Origin of the sequence: Streptomyces stoeckheimensis (assembly GCF_045822005.1) — a bacterium.
Classification (GTDB): domain Bacteria; phylum Actinomycetota; class Actinomycetes; order Streptomycetales; family Streptomycetaceae; genus Streptomyces; species Streptomyces stoeckheimensis.
The window spans coordinates 7,176,697-7,196,159 of the sequence record NZ_CP169550.1 but is presented as its reverse complement, the minus strand read 5'-3'; the positions used below and the strand labels follow the sequence as shown (position 1 = coordinate 7,196,159).

The 19,463-nt window shown below is 73.7% G+C and carries 17 protein-coding genes and 5 tRNA genes; 8 read left to right on the top strand and 14 right to left on the bottom strand.

What is annotated here, in order from left to right:
- The first annotated feature begins 42 nt into the window (after nucleotides 1-42).
- The gene (locus ACE1OC_RS32635) at nucleotides 43-669 is read left to right on the top strand and encodes a CGNR zinc finger domain-containing protein (RefSeq protein WP_407840005.1); all 627 of its coding nucleotides are present in this window, start codon (nucleotides 43-45) and stop codon (nucleotides 667-669) included.
- Here the strand turns inward: ACE1OC_RS32635 and ACE1OC_RS32630 are convergent.
- Both ACE1OC_RS32630 and ACE1OC_RS32625 read right to left on the bottom strand, forming a co-directional pair.
- Complete coding sequence (locus tag ACE1OC_RS32630; protein ID WP_407840004.1) at nucleotides 610-783, bottom strand: hypothetical protein; 174 nt, start codon at nucleotides 781-783, stop codon at nucleotides 610-612. The genes ACE1OC_RS32635 and ACE1OC_RS32630 overlap by 60 nt on opposite strands.
- Nucleotides 784-953: 170 nt before the next feature.
- Nucleotides 954-1,397, bottom strand: a complete 444-nt coding sequence (locus ACE1OC_RS32625; protein ID WP_407840003.1) for a hypothetical protein — start codon at nucleotides 1,395-1,397, stop codon at nucleotides 954-956.
- Nucleotides 1,398-1,607: 210 nt separating this feature from the next.
- Between ACE1OC_RS32625 and ACE1OC_RS32620 the strand changes: the two genes are divergently transcribed.
- A complete protein-coding gene (locus ACE1OC_RS32620) occupies nucleotides 1,608-2,105 on the top strand; it encodes a DsbA family protein (RefSeq protein ID WP_407840002.1) in 498 nt (165 codons plus the stop codon).
- Between the two features lie 20 nt (nucleotides 2,106-2,125).
- Here the strand turns inward: ACE1OC_RS32620 and ACE1OC_RS32615 are convergent, their stop codons facing one another.
- The 3 genes from ACE1OC_RS32615 to ACE1OC_RS32605 are packed head-to-tail and all read right to left on the bottom strand — an operon-like array spanning nucleotide 2,126 to nucleotide 4,953.
- The gene (locus ACE1OC_RS32615; protein WP_407840001.1) at nucleotides 2,126-2,950 is read right to left on the bottom strand and encodes a GNAT family N-acetyltransferase; all 825 of its coding nucleotides are present in this window, start codon (nucleotides 2,948-2,950) and stop codon (nucleotides 2,126-2,128) included.
- A 57-nt stretch (nucleotides 2,951-3,007) separates the two neighbouring features.
- Nucleotides 3,008-3,835: an aminotransferase class IV gene (locus tag ACE1OC_RS32610; RefSeq protein WP_407840000.1), complete on the bottom strand. Its 828-nt coding sequence runs from the start codon at nucleotides 3,833-3,835 to the stop codon at nucleotides 3,008-3,010.
- Complete coding sequence (locus tag ACE1OC_RS32605; protein ID WP_407839999.1) at nucleotides 3,832-4,953, bottom strand: chorismate-binding protein; 1,122 nt, start codon at nucleotides 4,951-4,953, stop codon at nucleotides 3,832-3,834. The genes ACE1OC_RS32610 and ACE1OC_RS32605 overlap by 4 nt, the downstream gene beginning before the upstream one ends.
- A gap of 180 nt (nucleotides 4,954-5,133) precedes the next feature.
- Here ACE1OC_RS32605 and ACE1OC_RS32600 point away from each other — a divergent pair.
- The 5 genes from ACE1OC_RS32600 to ACE1OC_RS32580 all read left to right on the top strand — a co-directional run bounded on the left by ACE1OC_RS32600 (nucleotide 5,134) and on the right by ACE1OC_RS32580 (nucleotide 5,618).
- Nucleotides 5,134-5,206 (top strand) — tRNA-Gly (locus ACE1OC_RS32600).
- Nucleotides 5,207-5,251: 45 nt separating this feature from the next.
- A tRNA-Cys gene (locus tag ACE1OC_RS32595) sits at nucleotides 5,252-5,325 on the top strand.
- A 1-nt stretch (nucleotide 5,326) separates the two neighbouring features.
- A tRNA-Val gene (locus ACE1OC_RS32590) sits at nucleotides 5,327-5,398 on the top strand.
- Between the two features lie 19 nt (nucleotides 5,399-5,417).
- Nucleotides 5,418-5,489: transfer RNA gene (locus ACE1OC_RS32585), tRNA-Val, on the top strand.
- Nucleotides 5,490-5,543: 54 nt separating this feature from the next.
- Nucleotides 5,544-5,618, top strand: a tRNA-Val gene (locus tag ACE1OC_RS32580).
- Between the two features lie 140 nt (nucleotides 5,619-5,758).
- On the opposite strand, the gene ACE1OC_RS32575 is transcribed toward ACE1OC_RS32580, so the two are convergent.
- The 3 genes from ACE1OC_RS32575 to ACE1OC_RS32565 all read right to left on the bottom strand — a co-directional run bounded on the left by ACE1OC_RS32575 (nucleotide 5,759) and on the right by ACE1OC_RS32565 (nucleotide 8,345).
- Nucleotides 5,759-6,073, bottom strand: a complete 315-nt coding sequence (locus tag ACE1OC_RS32575; protein WP_407839998.1) for a zf-TFIIB domain-containing protein — start codon at nucleotides 6,071-6,073, stop codon at nucleotides 5,759-5,761.
- Nucleotides 6,074-6,138: 65 nt separating this feature from the next.
- Nucleotides 6,139-7,668 carry a phosphotransferase family protein gene (locus tag ACE1OC_RS32570; protein ID WP_407839997.1) on the bottom strand — a complete coding sequence of 510 codons (1,530 nt, stop codon included), beginning with the start codon at nucleotides 7,666-7,668 and terminating at the stop codon, nucleotides 6,139-6,141.
- Nucleotides 7,669-8,159: 491 nt separating this feature from the next.
- Complete coding sequence (locus tag ACE1OC_RS32565; RefSeq protein ID WP_250744688.1) at nucleotides 8,160-8,345, bottom strand: hypothetical protein; 186 nt, start codon at nucleotides 8,343-8,345, stop codon at nucleotides 8,160-8,162.
- Nucleotides 8,346-8,905: 560 nt separating this feature from the next.
- Here ACE1OC_RS32565 and ACE1OC_RS32560 point away from each other — a divergent pair.
- A complete protein-coding gene (locus ACE1OC_RS32560) occupies nucleotides 8,906-10,159 on the top strand; it encodes a serine/threonine-protein kinase (RefSeq protein WP_407839996.1) in 1,254 nt (417 codons plus the stop codon).
- 27 nt (nucleotides 10,160-10,186) lie between these two features.
- Here the strand turns inward: ACE1OC_RS32560 and ACE1OC_RS32555 are convergent, their stop codons facing one another.
- The 6 genes from ACE1OC_RS32555 to ACE1OC_RS32530 all read right to left on the bottom strand — a co-directional run bounded on the left by ACE1OC_RS32555 (nucleotide 10,187) and on the right by ACE1OC_RS32530 (nucleotide 19,413).
- Nucleotides 10,187-10,999: a TrmH family RNA methyltransferase gene (locus tag ACE1OC_RS32555; protein ID WP_250744686.1), complete on the bottom strand. Its 813-nt coding sequence runs from the start codon at nucleotides 10,997-10,999 to the stop codon at nucleotides 10,187-10,189.
- A 67-nt stretch (nucleotides 11,000-11,066) separates the two neighbouring features.
- A complete protein-coding gene (gene cobA, locus ACE1OC_RS32550) occupies nucleotides 11,067-12,278 on the bottom strand; it encodes a uroporphyrinogen-III C-methyltransferase (RefSeq protein ID WP_407839995.1) in 1,212 nt (403 codons plus the stop codon).
- 502 nt (nucleotides 12,279-12,780) lie between these two features.
- Nucleotides 12,781-16,062, bottom strand: coding sequence for a nicotinate-nucleotide--dimethylbenzimidazole phosphoribosyltransferase (gene cobT, locus ACE1OC_RS32545; RefSeq protein WP_407839994.1), 3,282 nt, complete (start codon nucleotides 16,060-16,062; stop codon nucleotides 12,781-12,783).
- Between the two features lie 228 nt (nucleotides 16,063-16,290).
- Nucleotides 16,291-17,508 carry a precorrin-6y C5,15-methyltransferase (decarboxylating) subunit CbiE gene (gene cbiE / locus ACE1OC_RS32540; RefSeq protein WP_407839993.1) on the bottom strand — a complete coding sequence of 406 codons (1,218 nt, stop codon included), beginning with the start codon at nucleotides 17,506-17,508 and terminating at the stop codon, nucleotides 16,291-16,293.
- A gap of 106 nt (nucleotides 17,509-17,614) precedes the next feature.
- Nucleotides 17,615-18,376 carry a GNAT family N-acetyltransferase gene (locus tag ACE1OC_RS32535; protein ID WP_407839992.1) on the bottom strand — a complete coding sequence of 254 codons (762 nt, stop codon included), beginning with the start codon at nucleotides 18,374-18,376 and terminating at the stop codon, nucleotides 17,615-17,617.
- Between the two features lie 173 nt (nucleotides 18,377-18,549).
- Nucleotides 18,550-19,413: a MetQ/NlpA family ABC transporter substrate-binding protein gene (locus ACE1OC_RS32530; protein WP_407839991.1), complete on the bottom strand. Its 864-nt coding sequence runs from the start codon at nucleotides 19,411-19,413 to the stop codon at nucleotides 18,550-18,552.
- Nucleotides 19,414-19,463 lie beyond the last annotated feature (50 nt).

Genomic DNA, 19,463 nt, shown 5'->3' with positions numbered 1-19,463 from the left:
CAGCAGACCGTCACCGCAGGCCCGGCCCTTGAGGGAGACCCCGTGCAGATCCCCCACGACACCCGTCGCGCGCTCGACGTCGTCGTCGCGCTGGTGAACACCTCGGCCGAGACCGAGCAGCCCGACGGGCTGGCCGACGTGAACGCGCTGCGCGGCTTCGTCCACGAGTACGCGATCAGCGACGTCGGCGAGCTCAGCGCCCGCGATCTCGCCGGCGTGCGCACGGTGCGCGGCAAATTCGCCCAGATCTTCGCGGCGCCCACCTCGCGCGCGGCCTCGGTGTTGATCAACGAGCTGGTCGCGACGGCCGGGACCACCCCGCAGCTGACCAACCACGACGGCTACGACTGGCACGTGCACTACTTCGCCCCGGGCGCCTCGGTGGGCGACCACCTGGCGGCCGACGGCGGCATGGCGCTGGCCTTCATCGTGGTCTCGGGCGAGCAGGAGCGGCTGCGCCGCTGCGAGGCCCCGGACTGCCGGCGGGCCTTCGTCGACCTGTCCCGCAACCGCTCCCGGCGCTACTGCGACAGCCGTACCTGCGGGAACCGGCTGCACGTGGCGGCGTACCGGGCCCGGCGCAAGTCGGAGCTGGGCGCGGAGCCGGGCTCAGAGCAGGAAGAGATCGTGCACGGCGGCGAGCAGCAGCAAGCCGCCGATCACGCCTAGGAAGATCATCAGGGGCGGCTGGGAGAGCGCGAAGAGGCAGCCTCTCGGCTCCTCGGCGACGGGAACGGTGGCCGGCGCGGGAACGGCGGGCTCACCCGATGAAGTGTCGGGCATGTCGGGGCGATGATGGCCCAGCGGACCCGCGCGCGCCCCTCAACACGCCAGACGGAACGCGCGAGTTCACCGGATCCCGTCAGTTCAGGTGGTTCCCGTCCCGGATCGCCGCGCGGACCTGCCGCCGGGCCCACCCGTGGACCGGGGCCGCGCGGCCGGGGCCGGCCGGGTCAGATGCCGTGCTTCTTCAAGATCGCCTCGATGTCGGAGAAGTCCTCGGCGGGAGCGGCGGCCGCGGTGGGCCGCGAGCGGGCACCGTCGCCCAGCGAGGGCACGGAAGCGGCCGGGGCGACGGCCTCCTGGGCCGGGCGGCCCTTGGCGGCCTTCGGCTGCTTCTGCCTCCCCTCCCCCGCGCCCGCTCCGCGCCGTTCTATCGCGCGGGTGGTCACGAAGAGGAGCCAGGCCAGCCCCAGCACGGCGAACCCGGCCCAGACGGTCGGCTTGAAGACGATCCCGGTCGCCCAGGCCACGACGCCCGTCATCACCAGGCCGACGGGCACCAGCGAGTACGCCGCGATCCGCGTGGCCGCCAGGAATCGCTTGCGGTAGGCGGTCAGAGCGGCGATGCCCAGGCCCGCCGCGGACACCGCGGAGCAAATGGTCTCGGCGAGCATGCGGGGCCTCCAGGGGCGGGACGGCCACAACGGCCGCGGCGGACCCGGCCGGCGGGCCGGGCGTTCTGTCCCCATCCATCCTGCACCGGCGACCCTCGACCTGGCCACGGCCGGAGCCCCCCGCGGGCGGATCTCCGGGACATCTCCGGGTCCCGTCTCCTCCCGAGGTCCCGGTCCCGGCTCATCCCTGCGGACTGGGAGACTGTCCGCATGACCGATTCCGTGATCCTCGACGTCTGGTGCGAACTTCAGTGCCCGGACTGCCACAGCGCCCTGGACGACGTGCGCGCCCTGCGGGCCCGCTACGGCGACCGGCTGGACATCCGGCTGCGCCACTTCCCGCTGGAGAAGCACAAGCACGCCTTCGCCGCCGCGCAGGCCGCGGAGGAGGCCGCCGAGCAGGGGCAGGGCTGGCCCTACGTGGAGGCCGTCCTCGCCCGCACCGCGGAGCTCGCCACGTCCGGCGAATCGGTACTGGTCGATGTCGCGCGTGAACTGGGCCTGGACGCCGAGGAGTTCGACACCGCCCTGATCGACGGCCGGCACATGCTGATCGTGGACGCCGACCAGGCCGAGGGCAAGGCGATCGGCGTGACCGGCACCCCGACGTACGTGATCGACGAGCAGCGCCTCGACGGCGGCAAGAGCCAGGAGGGCCTGCGCGAGCGCATCGAGGAGATCGTCGACCGGCTGCTCGGCGCCGCATAGGCCGTCCCGGCCGTCCCGGCCTAGACGAGGTCCTTGGCGTAGTTGAAGTTCGTCGTCCGGTAGCCGAGGGACTCGTAGAGCCGCAGGGCCGGGACGTTGTCCGTGAAGACGTGCAGGGCGAGCACCCGGTGGCCGGCGGCGAGGGCGGTGCCCTCCGCGAGGAGCATCAGCTCCCGGCCGTGGCCGCGGCCCCGGTGCTCCTCGGCGACCGCGACGTCGTAGACGTACGAGTCCCCGCCGTTCGGCGCGACCCATACGGTGCCCACGGGGACACCGGCCGCCTCCAGCACGGAGAAGCTGACGCCCGGGGTGGCCAGGCCCAGGGGCAGCATGGAGGCGTGGTCGTTCACCGACTTCGTCCGTGCGGCCCCGGCCGGCATGCCGCGGCTGACCCAGCTCTGCGCGTAGGTCTCCAGCGCCGCGGCGTGCCAGCTCTCGAACTCGGCCTCCGTCATCGGGCGGCCGGCCACCCCCTCGGACAGGGCGGGCGGCCCGGCCGGGAGCTCCTTGGCCATGTTGCGGCTGTACTCGGCGTACCCGAGGGAACCGGCCAGCCGCAGGCCGCCCTCCGAGCCGGCCGGGACCGAGACGCGGATCCGCCGGCAGCCCCAGCCGCGCAGCACTTCCTCGGCGGCGAGCGCGGCGACCGTGGCTCGGCCGCGCCGCCGGTCGGGCTCCTCGACGGCGAGGTCGCGGATCTCGGCGACCGTCGGCCCGAAGGGGGTGTCCGCGGCGAGCAGCAGGGCGCCGACGCGCCTGCTGTTGACGCGGATCTCGTACGGGCGCGAGCGCGCCCCGCCGGTGCTCTGCTGAAGCGGCCCGCTCGGCCGCAGGGTGGTGGTCATCAGTCGAGTTCTACCCGCCCTGCGGCCCGAAGCACAGCAGATATGTCCGGCCCCCGGTCAGGAGCGGGGGTCGGCGTCCTCGGCGGAGCGGGCGTCGAAGATCCGCATGGCCTCGGCCGTGACGGGGCCGGGGGCGGAGCCGAGCTCGCGCCCGTCGATCCGTACGACGGCCTGGACGTCGCGCAGGGAAGAGGTCAGGAAGACCTCCTCCGCCTGCTCCAGCGCCTCGAAGGGCAGGTCGGTCTCCTTGGCCCCGCACCATTCGGCGACGAGCGCCCGGGTGATGCCCGCGAGGCAGCCGGAGGCCACGGGAGGGGTGTGGAGCTGCCCGTCGAGGACGACGAACACGTTGGATCCGGTGCCCTCGCAGAGCCGCCCGACGGTATTGGCGAAGAGGGCCTCGGAGGCGCCGGCCCGGTGGGCGGCGGCGAGAGCGACCACGTTCTCGGCGTACGAGGTGGTCTTCAGGCCCACCACGGCGGAGCGCTCGTTGCGCACCCACGGCACGGTGACCACGGCGGTGGTGTCGGGGCGGCGCGTGGCCCCGGCCAGCGCGACGATCAGCGTCGGGCCGGCGTCGCCGCGGTCGGATCCGAGCGGGGAGACGCCCCCGGTGTAGGTGACCCGCAGCCGGCCGAGCGGGACCGGATTGGCCTCCAGTACGGCGGCGCAGGCGCGGCGCACCTCGTCCGGGTCAGGGTCCGGGAGGCCGAGGCCCCGGGCCGAGCGGGTCAGCCGCTCCAGGTGCCGGGTGAGTGCGAAGGTCGTGCCGCGCTCCGCTTTGAGCGTCTCGAAGACCCCGTCGCCGACGGTGAGGCCGTGGTCGAACACGGACACCTTCGCTTCGTCGGCGTCCCGCAGCGTTCCGTCGAGCCAGATCCTCACCGTACGGTTCTCCCTCTTTCGTCGGTCTGTGCTTCCGTCGTGCCCGTCGGGCCGCCCGCACCGGTGGGACCGGTCGCGTGCGCCTCGACGGCTCCCGACGCTACCCGCAGTAGCCGGGCGGCCTTCAGCTCGGTCTCCGCCCACTCGCGGTCGGGGTCGGAGCCCCAGGTGATCCCGGCACCGGTGCCGAAGAGCAGCCGGGGGCCGCCGGGGGCCGTACGGTCGATCCAGAAGGTCCGGATGCCGACGGCGAGCTCGGCCGTGCCCCGGTCGGCGTCGACCCAGCCGATGCCTCCGCAGTAGGGGCCGCGCGGGGCGGTCTCCAGGGCCTCGATGATCCGCAGGGCAGAGGATTTGGGGGCTCCGGTGACGGAGCCGGGCGGGAAGGTCGCGGCGAGCAGCTCGGGCCAGCCGGCGCCCTCGGCGAGCTCCCCGGCGACGGTGGAGACGAGGTGGACGAGGCCCGGGTGCTCTTCGAGCGCGCACAGCTCCGGGACGGTCACGGAGCCGGTGGCGCAGACCCGGCCGAGGTCGTTGCGTACGAGGTCCACGATCATCACGTTCTCGGCGTGGTCCTTGGGCAGCAGATCGGCGGCGGTGCGGCCGGTGCCCTTGATCGGGCCGGACTCGACGCGACGGCCGGTGCGGCGCAGGTAGAGCTCGGGGGACGCGGTGGCGATCTCGACGCCGTGGGCCGGCAGCCGAATCGTTCCTGCATACGGGGCCGGGTTGCCGCGGGCGAGCAGCGCGGTCAGGGCGTCCACATCGGCGCCCGCCGGATCGGGGAGCGGCGCGGACATCACGCGGCAGAGGTTGGCCTGGTAGACCTCCCCCGCCTCGATGTGCTCGCGGATGCGTCGTACGCCCGCGGTGTACTCGGCGCGGCCGAGGGAGGAGCTCCACTCGTCGGCGTCGGGGCCGCGCCAGGCCCCGGGGACGGGGGCCGGCACCGGGTCGGGGCGTACGTCCCCGAAGCGCGCGCAGACGAGACGGCCTTCGAAATCGGCCGTCACCGCCCAGAAGCCGGTGGAGTCGAGGGCACCAGGATCACTGGTGACGTCTCGGAGGTCGGTCGCGAGAAGGCCGCCGAAGCGGGCGAGGGGAGGCAGGTCGTGCACGGCTGCGAGTCTATGACCGGTGACGCCCGGGCGCCGGTGAGGCGTCCGCCGGGTGACCGGCGGTGATCGGGCGGCAGCACGCTGCGGAAACGCGTTTTTGAGCTGGCCCGGGAATCCGCTAGAGTTCAACACGTCGCCAGGGAGCGAAGGGGGAAAACCCCGGAGCGAACACGGTGACCTGCGGACGTAGCTCAGTTGGTAGAGCACCACCTTGCCAAGGTGGATGTCGCGAGTTCGAGTCTCGTCGTCCGCTCTAAGGTGGGGGATCATCTTCCCGAGGACCCCCTGCTTGCTCCATGGTGGAGTGGCCGAGAGGCGAGGCAACGGCCTGCAAAGCCGTCTACACGGGTTCAAATCCCGTCTCCACCTCCAAGGACGATTAGCTCAGCGGGAGAGCGCTTCCCTGACACGGAAGAGGTCACTGGTTCAATCCCAGTATCGTCCACTGGTCCGCAAGGATCCCCGCGCGATTAGCTCAGCGGGAGAGCGCTTCCCTGACACGGAAGAGGTCACTGGTTCAATCCCAGTATCGCGCACGCAGTACGCTTCACACCTGCCACCTGCGGTGCTCGCACCGCGAACGTGGTCCCGCGCGATTAGCTCAGCGGGAGAGCGCTTCCCTGACACGGAAGAGGTCACTGGTTCAATCCCAGTATCGCGCACCAGATTTCCGAAAGCCCCGGCCGTTCCCACGGCCGGGGCTTTCGCGTGTGCGGGCTGCGGTCCCCCGCGGGGCCGTGGGCCCCGGGCGGGAGAACGGGTGGGAGACGGTCGGTTCCGGTCCCCCCAACCCGCCCCCTCGGACTCAGGAGGAGAAGAGCATCCGGCCGAAGCCGCCCTTGCGGTGGCCGTGACCGTGGCCGTAGCCGCCGTGCTGCGGGGCACCCCAGGCGGGCGCGGGGGCCGCGTGCTGCTGCGGGTACACGGCGGGGGCGGGCGCCGGCGGGGCGGCCGGGGGCGGGACCTGGCCGTACTGGGAGGTGTACTGGGACTCCAGGCGGGTCAGCGCCTCCAGCTCGCCGTAGTCGAGGAAGATGCCCCGGCAGCCGCTGCACTGCTCGATCTGGACACCGTTGCGGTTGTACGTGTGCATCATCGCGTGACACTTCGGACACTGCATGACCGGATCAACTCCTCGCCGTTCGCGTCGACACCGGATGCGTACCCGGTGCCGTGGGGCTCACCCTACGACGGAGCCTTCGGCTCCAAGTCGGGCGGGAGGGAGGCAATTCGGGCACAGGCCTCCACCATCAGCCGCTCCACGTCGTCGAGTCGGCGCCGCTCGCGGGCGGCTTTGGCGAGGGCCAGCGCGGCCGTCTGCACGGTGAGCGCGCGGGCCGCGAGGTCGAGTTCCGGCCAGGGGTCACTGCCGGGCGGACCGGCCGCGGGGCCGCCCGCGGCACGGTAGGCGTCGAGGAAGCGCAGCCAGGTCCCGGTGTCCAGCAGCCCGGCGGCGTACCAGGCCGCGGGCCGGGCGAGGTCCCAGGCGGGCGTGCCGAGTCCCAGGTCGTCCACGTCGATCAGCCGCCAGCCCCCGGCCGGGCCCCGGACCAGCTGCCCGAGGTGCAGATCGCCGTGGCAGAGCGCCCCGCCCGACGGCGCCGGGCCCTCCCCCCGGGCCCACCCGGGAAGCGTGGCCGCGGCGGCCCGTACGAGCCGCGCCAACTCCGCGGCGTCGGCATCCGTGCCCGCCGGGCCGGCCGGGGCCGCCTGCCCGGCGGGGATGGACAGAACGGCCCGACGGGCCCGGTCGGCACGGCCGGAAGACGACCCGGCGGCGAGCGCGGCAGCCGCCTCGGCCCGGGGCGGCGTGTCGCCGGAGCCGGGGTCGTGGTCACGGCCGCAGCCGGGGATGGAGCCGGGGTCACGGCCGCAGCCGGGGCTGGAGCCGGGGTCACGGCCGGAGCCGGGATTGTGGTCACGGCCGGAGCGAGAGCCGGGGGCACGGCCGGAGTCGGATCCGCGGTCGTGGTCACGGCCGCAGCTGGGGGCGCGGCCGGGGCCCGAGCCGGGATCACGGCCCCAGCCGGAGCCGGGGTCGTGGCCACAGACGCAGCCGGAGCCAGAGCCGGGGTCGTGTCCGCAGCCGGGGTCGCAGTTGCGGCCATGGTCGCGATCGGAGTCGCAGTTGCGGTCGGTGTCGCAGCCATGGTGGCGGCCGGAGTCGCGGCCGTGGCTGCCGTCCGAGGGGCGTTCCCCTGCCGGTCGCCCCCGCCGAACACCTCTCGGGGCGTCGGCTTCCGCGTGCGCGGGGCGTCCCGGCGCGGCGTGCACCGCCTCGACCGGGGTCTCGGGCGGGTGCGCTGCGGCGAGGCGAAGGAGGGCGCGGGCGAGTTTCGCCGGGCCGCGCATCGGGGGGAGCGGGTACGGGAGGTGGTGGAGCGGGGTCCGGTGGAGGGCGGCCAGGAGCTCGGCGGCAGGCTCCCAGGGGGCCTCCTCCGGGCGGTCCGGAGCGACCGGAGCACCGTAGGGCCACAAGGAGACGGGCCGGGAGCCGACCAGACCGAGCCCGGTGCGCAGCGGGGGCAGCAGCACCCCGGCCAGCGCGGGGTCCCCGGCCACGCGGATCCGTACCGCCAGGGCGTCGGGATCACTGTCGCCCGCGTGCGCCTTGGCCACGACGTCCCCGCAGCGGACCACGGTGCCGTCGTCGCGGTCCGCGAGGAGCACGTACTCCACCGCGCCCGCGTACGCGGCGAGCTCGGCCGCGCTCACTCGCTCCAGCGGAACCACGCCTCGGCTCTCCCCGTGCTCCGCACCCGGGCGGGTGCTCCTCGGGACGAGCGTACGCAGCACGGGGCCGGGCGGCAGCGGCGGCACCGCCGTCCGGGAACGGCCGACGACCACCGGACCGGGTCCGGCGCAGAACCCGAGGCCCGGGAACCGCACCGACGCTGCCCGGCGGCAGTCGCGGCACCGCCGGCCCCGGTCCGGGCGCAGAACCCGAGGCGCGGGAACCGCGTCGGCGCGGCACCGCCCGGCGGATTCCAGCGGCGCGAAGCCCGGAAGCGCGCCCGCGCCGAGTGGCGCGCAGGGCGCGTCGAGACGGCCTGCGCGCGGGCATGAAAAAGGGTGCTGCGCGTCCGGCTCCCCAGCCGTACGCGCAGCACCCTTCACCTGCCGTCCGTCGACCGCTCCCCCGTCCCCACGGGGTTCGGTCGGTGACAGTCCCGGCCCAGGCCGCTCTCCTGGGCCCGGGGCGCCGCTCAGCGCCCCAGCATCACGCTTACGGACGACGCCTGCGCCGCCACCTGGTCGAAGCCTCCGAAGACGAAGAGCAGGACGGCGGCCAGGGGGAGCACCATGGCCGCGGCCACCAGTGGGTGGCGACGACCGGACTCATGGCTGTTGAACGCGAATGCCTTGCGTCCCTGCCGTGCGATGTCCGCCATGGTCCTCTCCCTGTCGTTTGGCAGCGGCGGGTTTATGACCTCGGGGGACGAGTGACTCCACCCGCCGCTTGTCTTCAACACTAGGCGCGGGAAAGGCTTCTGGCCTCATGCCTTCGTACCCATTGCCTGGCCTCCAAGAGGATGAGGAGCCCACCCCCCGCGTACTCCCCTGGGTGGAGACCCGCCCCCCGGTCTGAGGGTCATCCCGGAGGGGATGACCGGAGGGGATGACCGGAGCGTAGTGACTTCGCTCACTTCCGTCACTCACCGCACACGCCGGGCCCCTGACCAGGCGCTCCCAAGATCAACCGGACGGGCCCGGTCCGACCGGCGGCCGCCGGTCCCCCACCACCCCGCCGGGAACCCCAATTCCCTTGAGTCCGGCCCGGCTTGGCCGAACGGCCCCGCTCCGTACATGCGTCCTACCGGTGGTCCGGCGACTCCCCAAGTGGACTGCCCCGTACTGACAATCGAATCCCCCGGCGAGGGCGCGGCCTCTGAGCGCGCATGCCGGATGGTCCGTAAGCTGTGCCACGTCAACAGGACGACCGGTCAGCGGGGTGGACATGGCGATGATGCGGCTCCGGCGCGAGGACCCGCGTGTCGTCGGCTCGTTCAGGCTGCACCGGCGCCTCGGCGCCGGCGGCATGGGCGTCGTCTATCTGGGCTCCGACCGGCGCGGACAGCGCGTCGCGCTCAAGGTGATCCGGCCGGACCTGGCCGAGGACCAGGAGTTCCGCTCGCGCTTCGCGCGCGAGGTCTCCGCCGCCCGGCGGATCCGCGGCGGGTGCACCGCGCGCCTGGTCGCCGCGGACCTGGAGGCGGAGCGCCCCTGGTTCGCCACGCAGTACGTGCCCGGCCCCTCCCTGCACGACAAGGTGGCCGAGGAAGGCCCCCTGACGGCCGCGGCCATCGCCGCCATCGGCGCCGCGCTCTCCGAGGGACTGGTCGCCGTGCACGAGGCCGGGGTGGTCCACCGCGACCTCAAGCCCTCGAACATCCTGCTGTCGCCCAAGGGCCCGCGCATCATCGACTTCGGGATCGCCTGGGCCACCGGGGCCAGCACCCTCACGCACGTGGGAACGGCCGTGGGCTCCCCCGGCTTCCTGGCTCCCGAGCAGGTGCGCGGCGCCGCCGTCACCCCCGCCACGGACGTCTTCTCCCTCGGCGCCACCCTCGCCTACGCGGCCACCGCCGACTCGCCCTTCGGACACGGCAGTTCCGAGGTCATGCTGTACCGGGTGGTACACGAGGAGCCCCACCTCCAGGGTGTTCCGGACGCGCTCGCGCCCCTCGTACGGGCCTGCCTGGCGAAGGACCCCGACGAGCGGCCGACCACGCTCCAGCTGTCGATGCGGCTCAAGGAGATCGCGGCCCGCGAGGCGCACGGGATGGGCGACATCCGCCCGCCGGCGCAGCGTGCGCGGACCGAGCGGCCGACGGGGCGACTGCCCGATGGGTACGTCGAGGACACCGCGGGGTACGCCGACCAGCGCACGGAGCGCCGCAGCGCCGGCACTCCCCTTCCGGGACGTCCGGGTACGGGCACCGGAGCGGGTCAGGGGAAGGCGCAGACCAAGGGTCAGGGACCGCGCGGCGGGCCGGACTCGCGGCCCTCCTCGGCCCGGAGCACCGGCTCGCGGGGCCCCGGCTCCACCGCCGGGCGTACGGGCGGCCGCCCGGCTCCCCGTACGACGGGCACCGGGCGGCGGCCGTCCCGGCCGGACCCCAAGCTGATGCGCCAGCGCCTGATCGTCTTCGTCGTGGTGACGTTGCTCGTGGCGCTGGGCATCGCGCTGGCCCAGAAGCTCTAGGACGTAGGGTCCGGACGGGTCCGGACCCTACGGACGGCCGCTGGCCACCGCGTAGAAGGCGACGGCCGCGGCCGCGCCCACGTTCAGCGAGTCCACCCCGGCCGCCATGGGGATCCGTACCCACTCGTCGGCGGCGACCAGTGCCTGGGTCGACAGCCCGTCCCCCTCCGCGCCCAGCATCAGCGCGACCCGCTCCAGCGTCTGCGGGGCGGCCTCGTCGATCGGCGAGGCCTTCTGGTGCGGGGTGAGGGCCAGCAGCTTGAAGCCGGCCTCGCGGACCGAGTCCAGGCCCTTGGGCCAGGCGTCCAGCCGGGCGTACGGGACGGAGAACACCGCGCCCATGGAGACCTTGACGGAGCGTCGGTAGAGCGGGTCCGCGCAGTCGGGCGAGAGCAGGACCGCGTCCATGCCGAGGGCGGCCGCGCTGCGGAAGATGGCGCCGATGTTGGTGTGGTCGTTCACCGCTTCCATGATGACCACGCGCCGGGTGGTGGCGAGCAGTTCCTCGGCCGTGGGCAGCGGCTTGCGCTGCATGGAGGCGAGGGCGCCGCGGTGCACGTGATAGCCGGTGACGCGCTCGGCGAGCTCCGGGCTGACGGCGTAGACCGGAGCCGGGAGCTCGTCGATGACGTCGCGCATGACGTCGACCCACTTCGCGGAGAGCAGCATCGAGCGCATCTCGTACCCGGCGTCCTTGGCGCGTCTGATCACCTTCTCGCCTTCGGCGATGAAGAGACCTTCCGCGGGCTCGCGCCTGCGCCGGAGTTCTACGTCGGTCAGGCCCGTGTAGTCGCGCAGGCGCGGGTCGTCGGGGTCCTCGACGGTGATGAGATCAGCCACAGGGTGATACTGCCTTGTCCTGGGTGCGGTGCCAACGGCTCTGCCGGGTTGCGGGATTGCGGGGACGTCACTCGGCTTCGGGCCGGTGCACCTTCACCACGTCGCCGATCACGATGACGGCGGGCGGCCGCACCTCCTGGGTGAGGACGGTCTCGCCGACCGTGGCCAGGGTGGCGTCCACCCGGCGCTGGGAGGCGGTGGTGCCCTCCTGGATGACGGCGACGGCGGTATCGGCGGGGCGGCCGTGCCGGACCAGCGCCTCGGCGATCAGGCCGATCTTGTCGACGCCCATGAGGATGACCAGGGTGCCGGTGAGCTTGGCCAGCGAGGCCCAGTCCACCAGCGAGCGCGGGTCGTCGGGGCCGACGTGGCCGCTGACCACGGTGAACTCGTGGGCCACGCCCCGGTGGGTGACCGGGATGCCGGCCGCGCCGGGCACCGAGATGGAGCTGGAGATGCCGGGCACGACGGTGCAGGGGATGCCGGCCTCGGCGAGGGCCTGGAGCTCCTCCATGCCGCGGCCGAACACGTACGGGTCCCCGCCCTTGAGCCGCACCACGGCCTTGCCGGCCTTGGCGTGGGTGATGAGGGCGTCGTTGATGGCCTCCTGGGCCATGAAACGGCCGTACGGGATCTTCGCGGCGTCGATGACCTCGACGTGCGGCGGAAGCTCGTCCAGGAGGTCACGGGGGCCGAGCCGGTCCGCGATGACCACGTCGGCCTCGGCGAGGAGGCGACGGCCGCGGACCGTGATCAGGTCCGGGTCGCCGGGCCCGCCGCCGACGAGGGACACGCCCGGGGTGTGCGGGCGCGCGGCGGTCAGGGAGCCGTCCCGCAGCCCCTCGACGACCGCGTCGCGGACGGCGGCGGAGCGGCGGGGGTCGTTGCCGCTCAGCACGGCGACGGTGACGCCCTCCACCCGGCCGGTGGCCGGGGTCCAGGCGCTCGCGGCCTCGGCGTCGTCCGCGCGGACGCACCAGATCCGCTCGCGCTCCGCCTCGGCGGAGGCGGTGTCGTTGGCGGCACGGTCCCGGGTGGCCACCAGGGCGTACCAGGCGCCGGCCAAGTCGCCGTCCTCGTAGCGGCGGCGCTCCCAGCGGATCTCACCGGTCTCCGCCATGGCGTCCACGGAGGGGGTCGCGGAGGGCGAGATCAGGACGATGTCGGCGCCGGCCGCGATGAGCGCGGGCAGCCGGCGCTGGGCGACCTGGCCACCGCCGATCACGACGACGCGGCGGCCCGTGAGACGGAGTCCGACGGGGTAGGCGGGGTGTCCCATGGCGGTTGCGGCTCCTGATGCGGCGGTGAGGGCGGGCCGCTGCGTCGCTGGAGCGGCTGATCGGGCGGTGACGTGCGGTGGCCCGTCCGGGGTCCACGATACGACCCACCTGCGCGGTGGTCGCCTCGGGGGCCTTTGCCCTGGCCGGGCGGTGACCCGACCCACCCCGGGCTACACCCCTGGCCACGGGGCTACAGCCCCATGATCCCCGGCCCCGTACACGGGCTCGGGCCCCTGCGGGGCTTTCCCCACCCCGCCCCTTCCCGAAACCGGGGGCTCCGCCCCCGGACCCCCGCTCCTCAAACGCCGGAGGGGCTGGATTTGCCGGAGGGGCTGGATCAGGGGACGGGGACGGGGTGGGGTGTCGTCCGGGACGTAAAACGTGATTTGTTGGCGCGAAAACAGGCCAACGGGACGCAGCGGGCCCAGGGCGCCATAAATCATGAGTCCCGGACGACACCCCACCCCGTCCCCGTCCCCGTCCCCGGCCCCGCAGCCCCAGCTACTTCTCCGTGACACCCGCCGAGTCGAACGTAGCCACCTCGTGCATCGCCCGCGCAGCACTCTGCACCAGCGGCAGCGCCAGCAGCGCCCCCGTACCCTCGCCGAGGCGCAGGTCCAGGTCGACGAGCGGGCGCAGCCCGAGCTTGTTCAGGGCGGCCACGTGGCCCGGCTCCGCGCTGCGGTGTCCCGCGATGCACGCGGAGAGCGACTCCGGAGCGATCGCACGGGCCACCAGCGCGGCCGCACCGGCGCTGACGCCGTCCAGGATCACCGGGGTCCGCAGGGAGGCTCCACCGAGGAGGAGGCCCACGATCGCCGCGTGCTCCAGGCCGCCGATGGCCGCCAGGACGCCGATCGGGTCCGCCGGGTCCGGCTGGTGGAGTTCCAGGGCGCGGCGCACGACCTCGACCTTGCGGGCGTGCGTCTCGTCGTTGATGCCGGTGCCCCGCCCGGTGACCTCGCCCGGGTCCACCCCGGTGAAGACCGAGATCAGCGCCGCCGACACCGTGGTGTTGGCGATGCCCATCTCGCCCGTCAGGAGGGCCTTGTTCCCCGCCGCGACCAGGTCGCGGGCCGTCTCGATGCCGACCTCGATGGCGGCGACGGCCTCCTCGCGGGTCATCGCCGGGCCGACCGACAGGTCGGCCGTTCCCGGGCGGACCTTGCGCGGCAGCAGGCCCGGCGTGGCCGGGAGATCGCCGGCGACGCCGACGTCGATCACGCAGACCTCGGCGCCCACCTGGTTGGCGAACGCGTTGCACACCGCGCCGCCGCCCAGGAAGTTGGCCACCATCTGCATGGTGACCTCCTGGGGCCACGGGGTGACCCCCTGGGCGTGCACGCCGTGGTCACCCGCGAAGATCGCGACCGCGGCGGGCTCCGGGATCGGCGGCGGGCAGACCCGCGAGAGGCCGGACAGCTGGGCCGAGATGATTTCGAGCATGCCCAGGGCCCCGGCGGGCTTGGTCATGCGCTTCTGCCGCTCCCACGCCTCGCCGAGCGCCTTCGCGTCGAGCGGGCGGATGCTGGCGACCGTCTCGGAGAGCAGGTCGTGCGGCTCCTCGCCGGGCAGCGCGCGGCGCCCGTACGTCTCCTCGTGCACGACCCAGGAGAGCGGACGGCGCTGCGACCAGCCGGCCTGCGCGAGCTCGGGCTCGTCGGGGAACTCGTCCACGTACCCGATGCACAGGTACGCGACGACCTCCAGGTGCTCCGGCAGGCCGAGCTCGCGGACCATCTCGCGCTCGTCGAAGAAGCTGACCCAGCCGACGCCCAGACCCTCGGCGCGCGCGGCGAGCCAGAGGTTCTCCACGGCGAGGGCCGAGGAGTACGGGGCCATCTGCGGCTGGGTGTGCCGGCCCAGGGTGTGGCGGCCGCCACGGGTGGGGTCGGCGGTGACCACGATGTTCACCGGGGTGTCGAGGATGGCCTCGATCTTGATTTCCTTGAACTGCTTGGCGCGGCCCTTGGGCAGCGACTTCGCGTAGGCCTCGCGCTGGCGCTCCGCGAGCTCGTGCATCGTCCGGCGGGTCTCGGCGGACTTGATGACGACGAAGTCCCACGGCTGGGAGTGGCCGACGCTGGGCGCCGTGTGGGCCGCCTCCAGGACGCGCAGCAGCACCTCGTGCGGGATGGGGTCCCGGCGGAAGCCCTTGCGGATGTCACGGCGCTCGCGCATGACGCGCAGGACGGCCTCGCGCTCGGCGTCGGCGTATCCGGGGGCCGCCTCGGTGACCGGGGCTTCGGGCTCGGCTTCCGGCTCGGGCTGCGGTTCGGTTCCGGCCTCGGGAGCCTCGGGGACCTCGTGGGCCTCCGGGGCCTCGGCCTCCAGCGGTACGTCGGCCTGCGCGACGGCGGCCGGCTCGGGCTCGGAGGCCACGACGACGGGCTCGGGCAGGGGCTCCGGCTCCTCGGCCTGAACCACCGTTTCTGCGGGCTGCGGCTCGGACTCCGGCTCCACGACCGGCTCGGGCGCGGGCTCGACGGCGGCCGGGGCCTCGGGAACCGCGACGGGCTCGGGTTCCGGTACGGCGGCGGCCTCGGGCTCGACGGCCTCGGGCTCGACGGCGACGACGGGCTCGGCGACGGCCTCCGGCGCGGGCTCCACGAGCACGGGCTCGGCGACGGGCACGCCAACGGGCACCGGCGCCGGCTCCGCCAGGGGCACGGACCCGGACTCCTGCACGAGGTCCGGCCCGGGCTCCGCGAAGGCGACGGGCGCCGCACCGCTCTCGGCGACGGGCTCCCCGACGGGCTGGGCCTCGTGCTGGGCCACGGGCTCGGCGGCGGAGGCGGACGCGGACTCCGCCGCGGCTTCCGGAGCCGGCTCCGCGGTCCACGGCGTCCCGGCCTGCACGGGGATCTCGACCGGCTGCTGCGCCGGGCCCGGCACCTGCTCGGCCCCGGCCTGCGTGAAGTCGAAGTACTCGGGCCCCGTGGTGGGCGGCCCGGACTGGCGCATCGGGATGGGCGTCGCCGGGGTGCTCAGGGCCGGGGCCACGGGCTCGGGGACGGCGGGGGAAGCGGCGGAAGAGGGCACGGCGGCGACCGGGACGGCAACGGGCGCGGCCGGTGCCGGGGCGTGCAGGGGGGCCTGCGCGGGCGCCGCGGCCGGGCCCCGGTCCGCGAGGGACCGTACGACTCCGCCGGTGGCCTCGGGCACGGGCGGACCCATGTGCAGCGGCCGCCGCACCGGGGCCGGGGCGACGGGCTCCACCGGGGGCTGGGGCTGGGACACGGCCTGCGGGGCCACGAGGCCGCCGAGGTCGAGCGCGCCGGAATCCCGGCCGCCGGCCTCGTGCGCACCGGCGCCGTAGGAAGCGTCGGCGTAGGGGGCGTCGGCGAAGGACGGCTGCTCCGCGAACGGCTGCCCCTCGAAGGACTGCTGCGGGTAACCGGCGGTCTCGTAGCCGAGCGGCGCCTCGGGGACCGGGAGCCCGCCGGGGTGGGGCTGCTGGTACCCCGGGGCACCCGCGAAGTCGGCGTAGGGGCCGTCCGCGTAAGGGGCGTCCGCGTACGCGGAGGGCTCGGGGAACTCGGGGAAGGCGGGCACCGGCGGGACGACCTGGGGGTCGCTCCACGCGCCCTGGCTGCTCGGCATCAGCAGCAGTTCCTCGTCCTCCGGCTCGGCCGGGTTGTCCACGAGGTCCTGGAAGGCGTAACTCCCGGTCGCCGGGGAAGACGCGGGAACCGGGGGAACCGGGGCGGGGACGCCCTGCTGATCCACCATGCCCGTGCTGTCCGGGAGACCCTCGCCCGGAACCTGGCCGGTGTCAGTCATGCGTACCCCTCGCCCATCGGTGTTGCCTCTTCGACTGCCCGGTCGCCCACGAGGCCTCACGTGCGCCCGCACGACAACCAGTAAGTATTGTCCTGCCCGTTCGCCACCGTGTCGGCCATAACCGCCACGGTCCTCTGTGGACTGCGCCACGTCGCGCGTCCAGCCGGAGCCGCGTGCCCGAATCGTCCGGGCGGTGTGACGATCGGCCAGCCTACCCCGGGCTCACGGCTAGGGACGGTCCGGGCGGTGAACGGGGCGTTCGGCGGCCAGCAGGAACACCACGGAGCGCTGTTGTTCGGTCCACGTCCGGGTGTCCAGGCCGACGGACTGGAGCAGCGCGCACTCGACGACGTACCCGCCCTCGGTCAGGACCCGGCCGATGGCCTCCGCCTCGTCGCGCGTGGAGGCGTGGCTGACGATCCGTTCGGGGCGGCGGTCGGCGACGGCCGCGACGACCGGGGCTCCCCCGCCGCCGACGCGGACGACGTCGGGTTCGGGCAGGGTCTCCAGGACGTGCGGGGCGCGGCCGTTGACGACTTGGAGCTGTACGCCCCGGGCCCGGGCGGCGGCGGTCGTGCGTGCGCAGGCCTGCCGGTCGGCGTCGACGGCGATGACGGCGGCGCCGAGGGCGGCGGCGTCCACGGCGAGGGCTCCGGAGCCCGAGCCGATGTCCCAGACGAGGTCTCCGGTGCGCGGGCCGAGCCGGGCGAGCTGGGCCGCGCGCAGCTGCGTGGACTCCCCTTCTCCCACGTCGATCTGCGGATGGGCCCAGCCCCGTCCGCCGGCCGGTGCCGTGCTGCGGCCGAGCAGCCAGGCCGGTTCGGCGGCGGTCGCGGCCGGTCCCGTACCGCCGATGACGATGACCACGTTGGGGTCGCGCCAACTGTGGTCGGCGGCCTTGTCGGAGGTGAGGACCGTGACCTGTTCCTTGTCGGTGCCGAGTTCCTCGCAGATGACGAAGGTGCGGTGGACGCCTTCGAGCAGCAGGGCGAGTTCGGCGGGCCCGGCGCCGGGCGAGGTGATGACGGCGACCTTGGGGTGGGCGCGGCAGACGTTGACGGCCCGGCGCAGGGTGCGGCTGTGGGCGACGACGACCTGGGCGTCGTCCCAGGGCATTCCGGCGCGGGCGAAGGCGGCGGCAACGGCGGAGACGGCCGGGACGACCTCCACCTCCAGGCCGTGTTCCGGGGCGCGCAGGGTCCGTACGACGCCGAAGAAGCCGGGGTCCCCGTCGGCGAGGACGACGGCGGTGCCGCGGTGGCCGGCGATCCGGCGGGCGGCGAGGGGAAGGCTGCCCAGGCGCACGCGTTCGGCGGTGGGCGGGACTTCGGGGAGTGCGAGGTGGTGGGCGGCGCCGGCCACCAAGGTGGCGGCGGAGAGCGCCGACCGGGCTGCCGCGGTCAGGGGGGAGCCGTCCCAGCCGATCACCGTGACCCGGTCGGCCATCGTCGTCAGTCTCCTGGTGTGGGAGGGGGCCCTTCCCGGCGGTGGCCGGGGCAGGGCGAAGCTTCGTCGAGGGGGTCGGGCTTCGTGAGACTACCCGGTCATCCGGTCAGTTCCGGTCCGAGAAGAGGGCGTAGTCGTTCGCGTCGTTCGCGTTGGCGCTCGGGATCCGGTGGCCGTCGCGTGCGTCGGCGCGGGGGTCCGCGTATCCCACGGAGTAGCCGTCCGAGTAGCCGTCCCCGTAGGTGTCGGAGTAGCCGTCGGAGTAGTCGGAATAGCCGTCGGTGTCCTCGTCGAGGTCTTCGGGGACCAGGCCCCAGACGATGAGGTCGCTGCGGGTGTCGGACCAGGAGCCGTCGGGGTTCTGGGTGCGCACTATGCAGGCGTTGCGCAGGACGCCTTCACTGATGCAACCGGTCTTCTGGGCCACTTGCTGCGAGGCCGTGTTGTCGGCGGCGGTGCGCAGTTCGAGGCGTTCGAAGCGCTGGTCGGTGAAGAGCCAGCGGGCCACGGCGCGGACGGACTCGCTGGCGTAGCCCTCGCCGCGGGCCCAGGGGGCGGTGACGTAGCCGACCTCGGTGGTGCGCGTGCGCCAGTCGGTGTCCTGGAGGTGCACGATGCCGACGAGCCGCTGGGTGAGGAACTCGGTGACGGCGAAGACGATGCCGCGGCCCTCGGTGCGCTCCGTGTGGGCGGTCTTCGTGGCCCAGGTGACCGCGTCGGCGTAGGTGTAGGGGTGTGGGACGGAGGTCCAGGCGGTGACGTGTTCGTCGTTCATCATCTCGGCGAGCGCGGTGACGTCCTCTTCCTCGAAGGGGCGCAGCACCAGCCGGTCCGTGCTGATGGTGACGTCCGGGAAGGTGGTAGTCATGCGCAGCTCCAAGCCTGAGACCGTGGTGCGACCGTGATGCGAGGCGACCGTGGCGCGGGTCGTAGGCCACAGCATGCAGCATCGGCCTGGTGATGTGCAGGGCCGGGCTGCCCGGAAGCGGGCAGCAGCAGGCCCCGTACACCGGTGGGTGTACGGGGCCGGGCCGGCCGGATCTAGGCGGCCGGCTTGCCGAAGGCCGGGATGACCGAGCCCTGGTACTTGTCGTCGATGAACTTCTTGACCTCGTCGGAGTTCAGGAGCTTGGCGAGCTTCTGGATCCGCGGGTCGTTCTCGTTGCCCTTCTTGACCGCGAGGATGTTGGCGTACGGGTTGCCCTCGGCCTTCTCCAGGACGAGCGCGTCCTTGGCCGGGACGAGCTTGGCCTCGATGGCGTAGTTGCCGTTGATGACGGCGGCGTCCACGTCGTTCAGGGCGCGCGGGACCGTGGCGGCCTCCAGCTCCTTGAACTCCAGGCCCTTCTTGTCGGTGATGTCGGACAGCTTGGCGGCGGTGCCGACACCCTCCTTGAGGGTGATGAGCTTGTTCGCGGCGAGCAGCTGGAGCGCGCGGCCCTCGTTGGTGGGGTCGTTCGGGACGGCGATGGTCTGGCCGGCCTTGATGTCGCTCAGTGCCTTGAACTTCTTGGAGTACAGGCCCAGGGGCTCCAGGTGCACGTTCACGACGGGCACGATGTCGGTGCCGTTCTTCTTGTTGAAGTCGTCGAGGTACGGCACGTGCTGGAAGTAGTTGGCGTCGACCTGGCCCTGCTGGGTGGCGGTGTTCGGCAGGACGTAGTCCGTGAACTCCTTCACCTCCAGCTTGAGGCCCTCCTTGGCCGCGAGGTTGTCCTGGACGAACTTCAGGATGTCGGCGTGCGGGGAGGGGGAGGCCGCGATGACCAGGGGCTTGCTCTCATCGGTCTTGCCGCCGTCGGCCTTGGTGGAGGACGGGTCCGAGGAGCTGCCGCAGGCGGTGAGGCCGAGGGCGAGCGCCGAGACGGTGGCGGCGAGGGCGGTGAGCTTGATGTTCTTGCGCACGAAGAGTGCCTTTCTTGCGTCTTGCTTATGGATGACGGCCCAAGCACGAC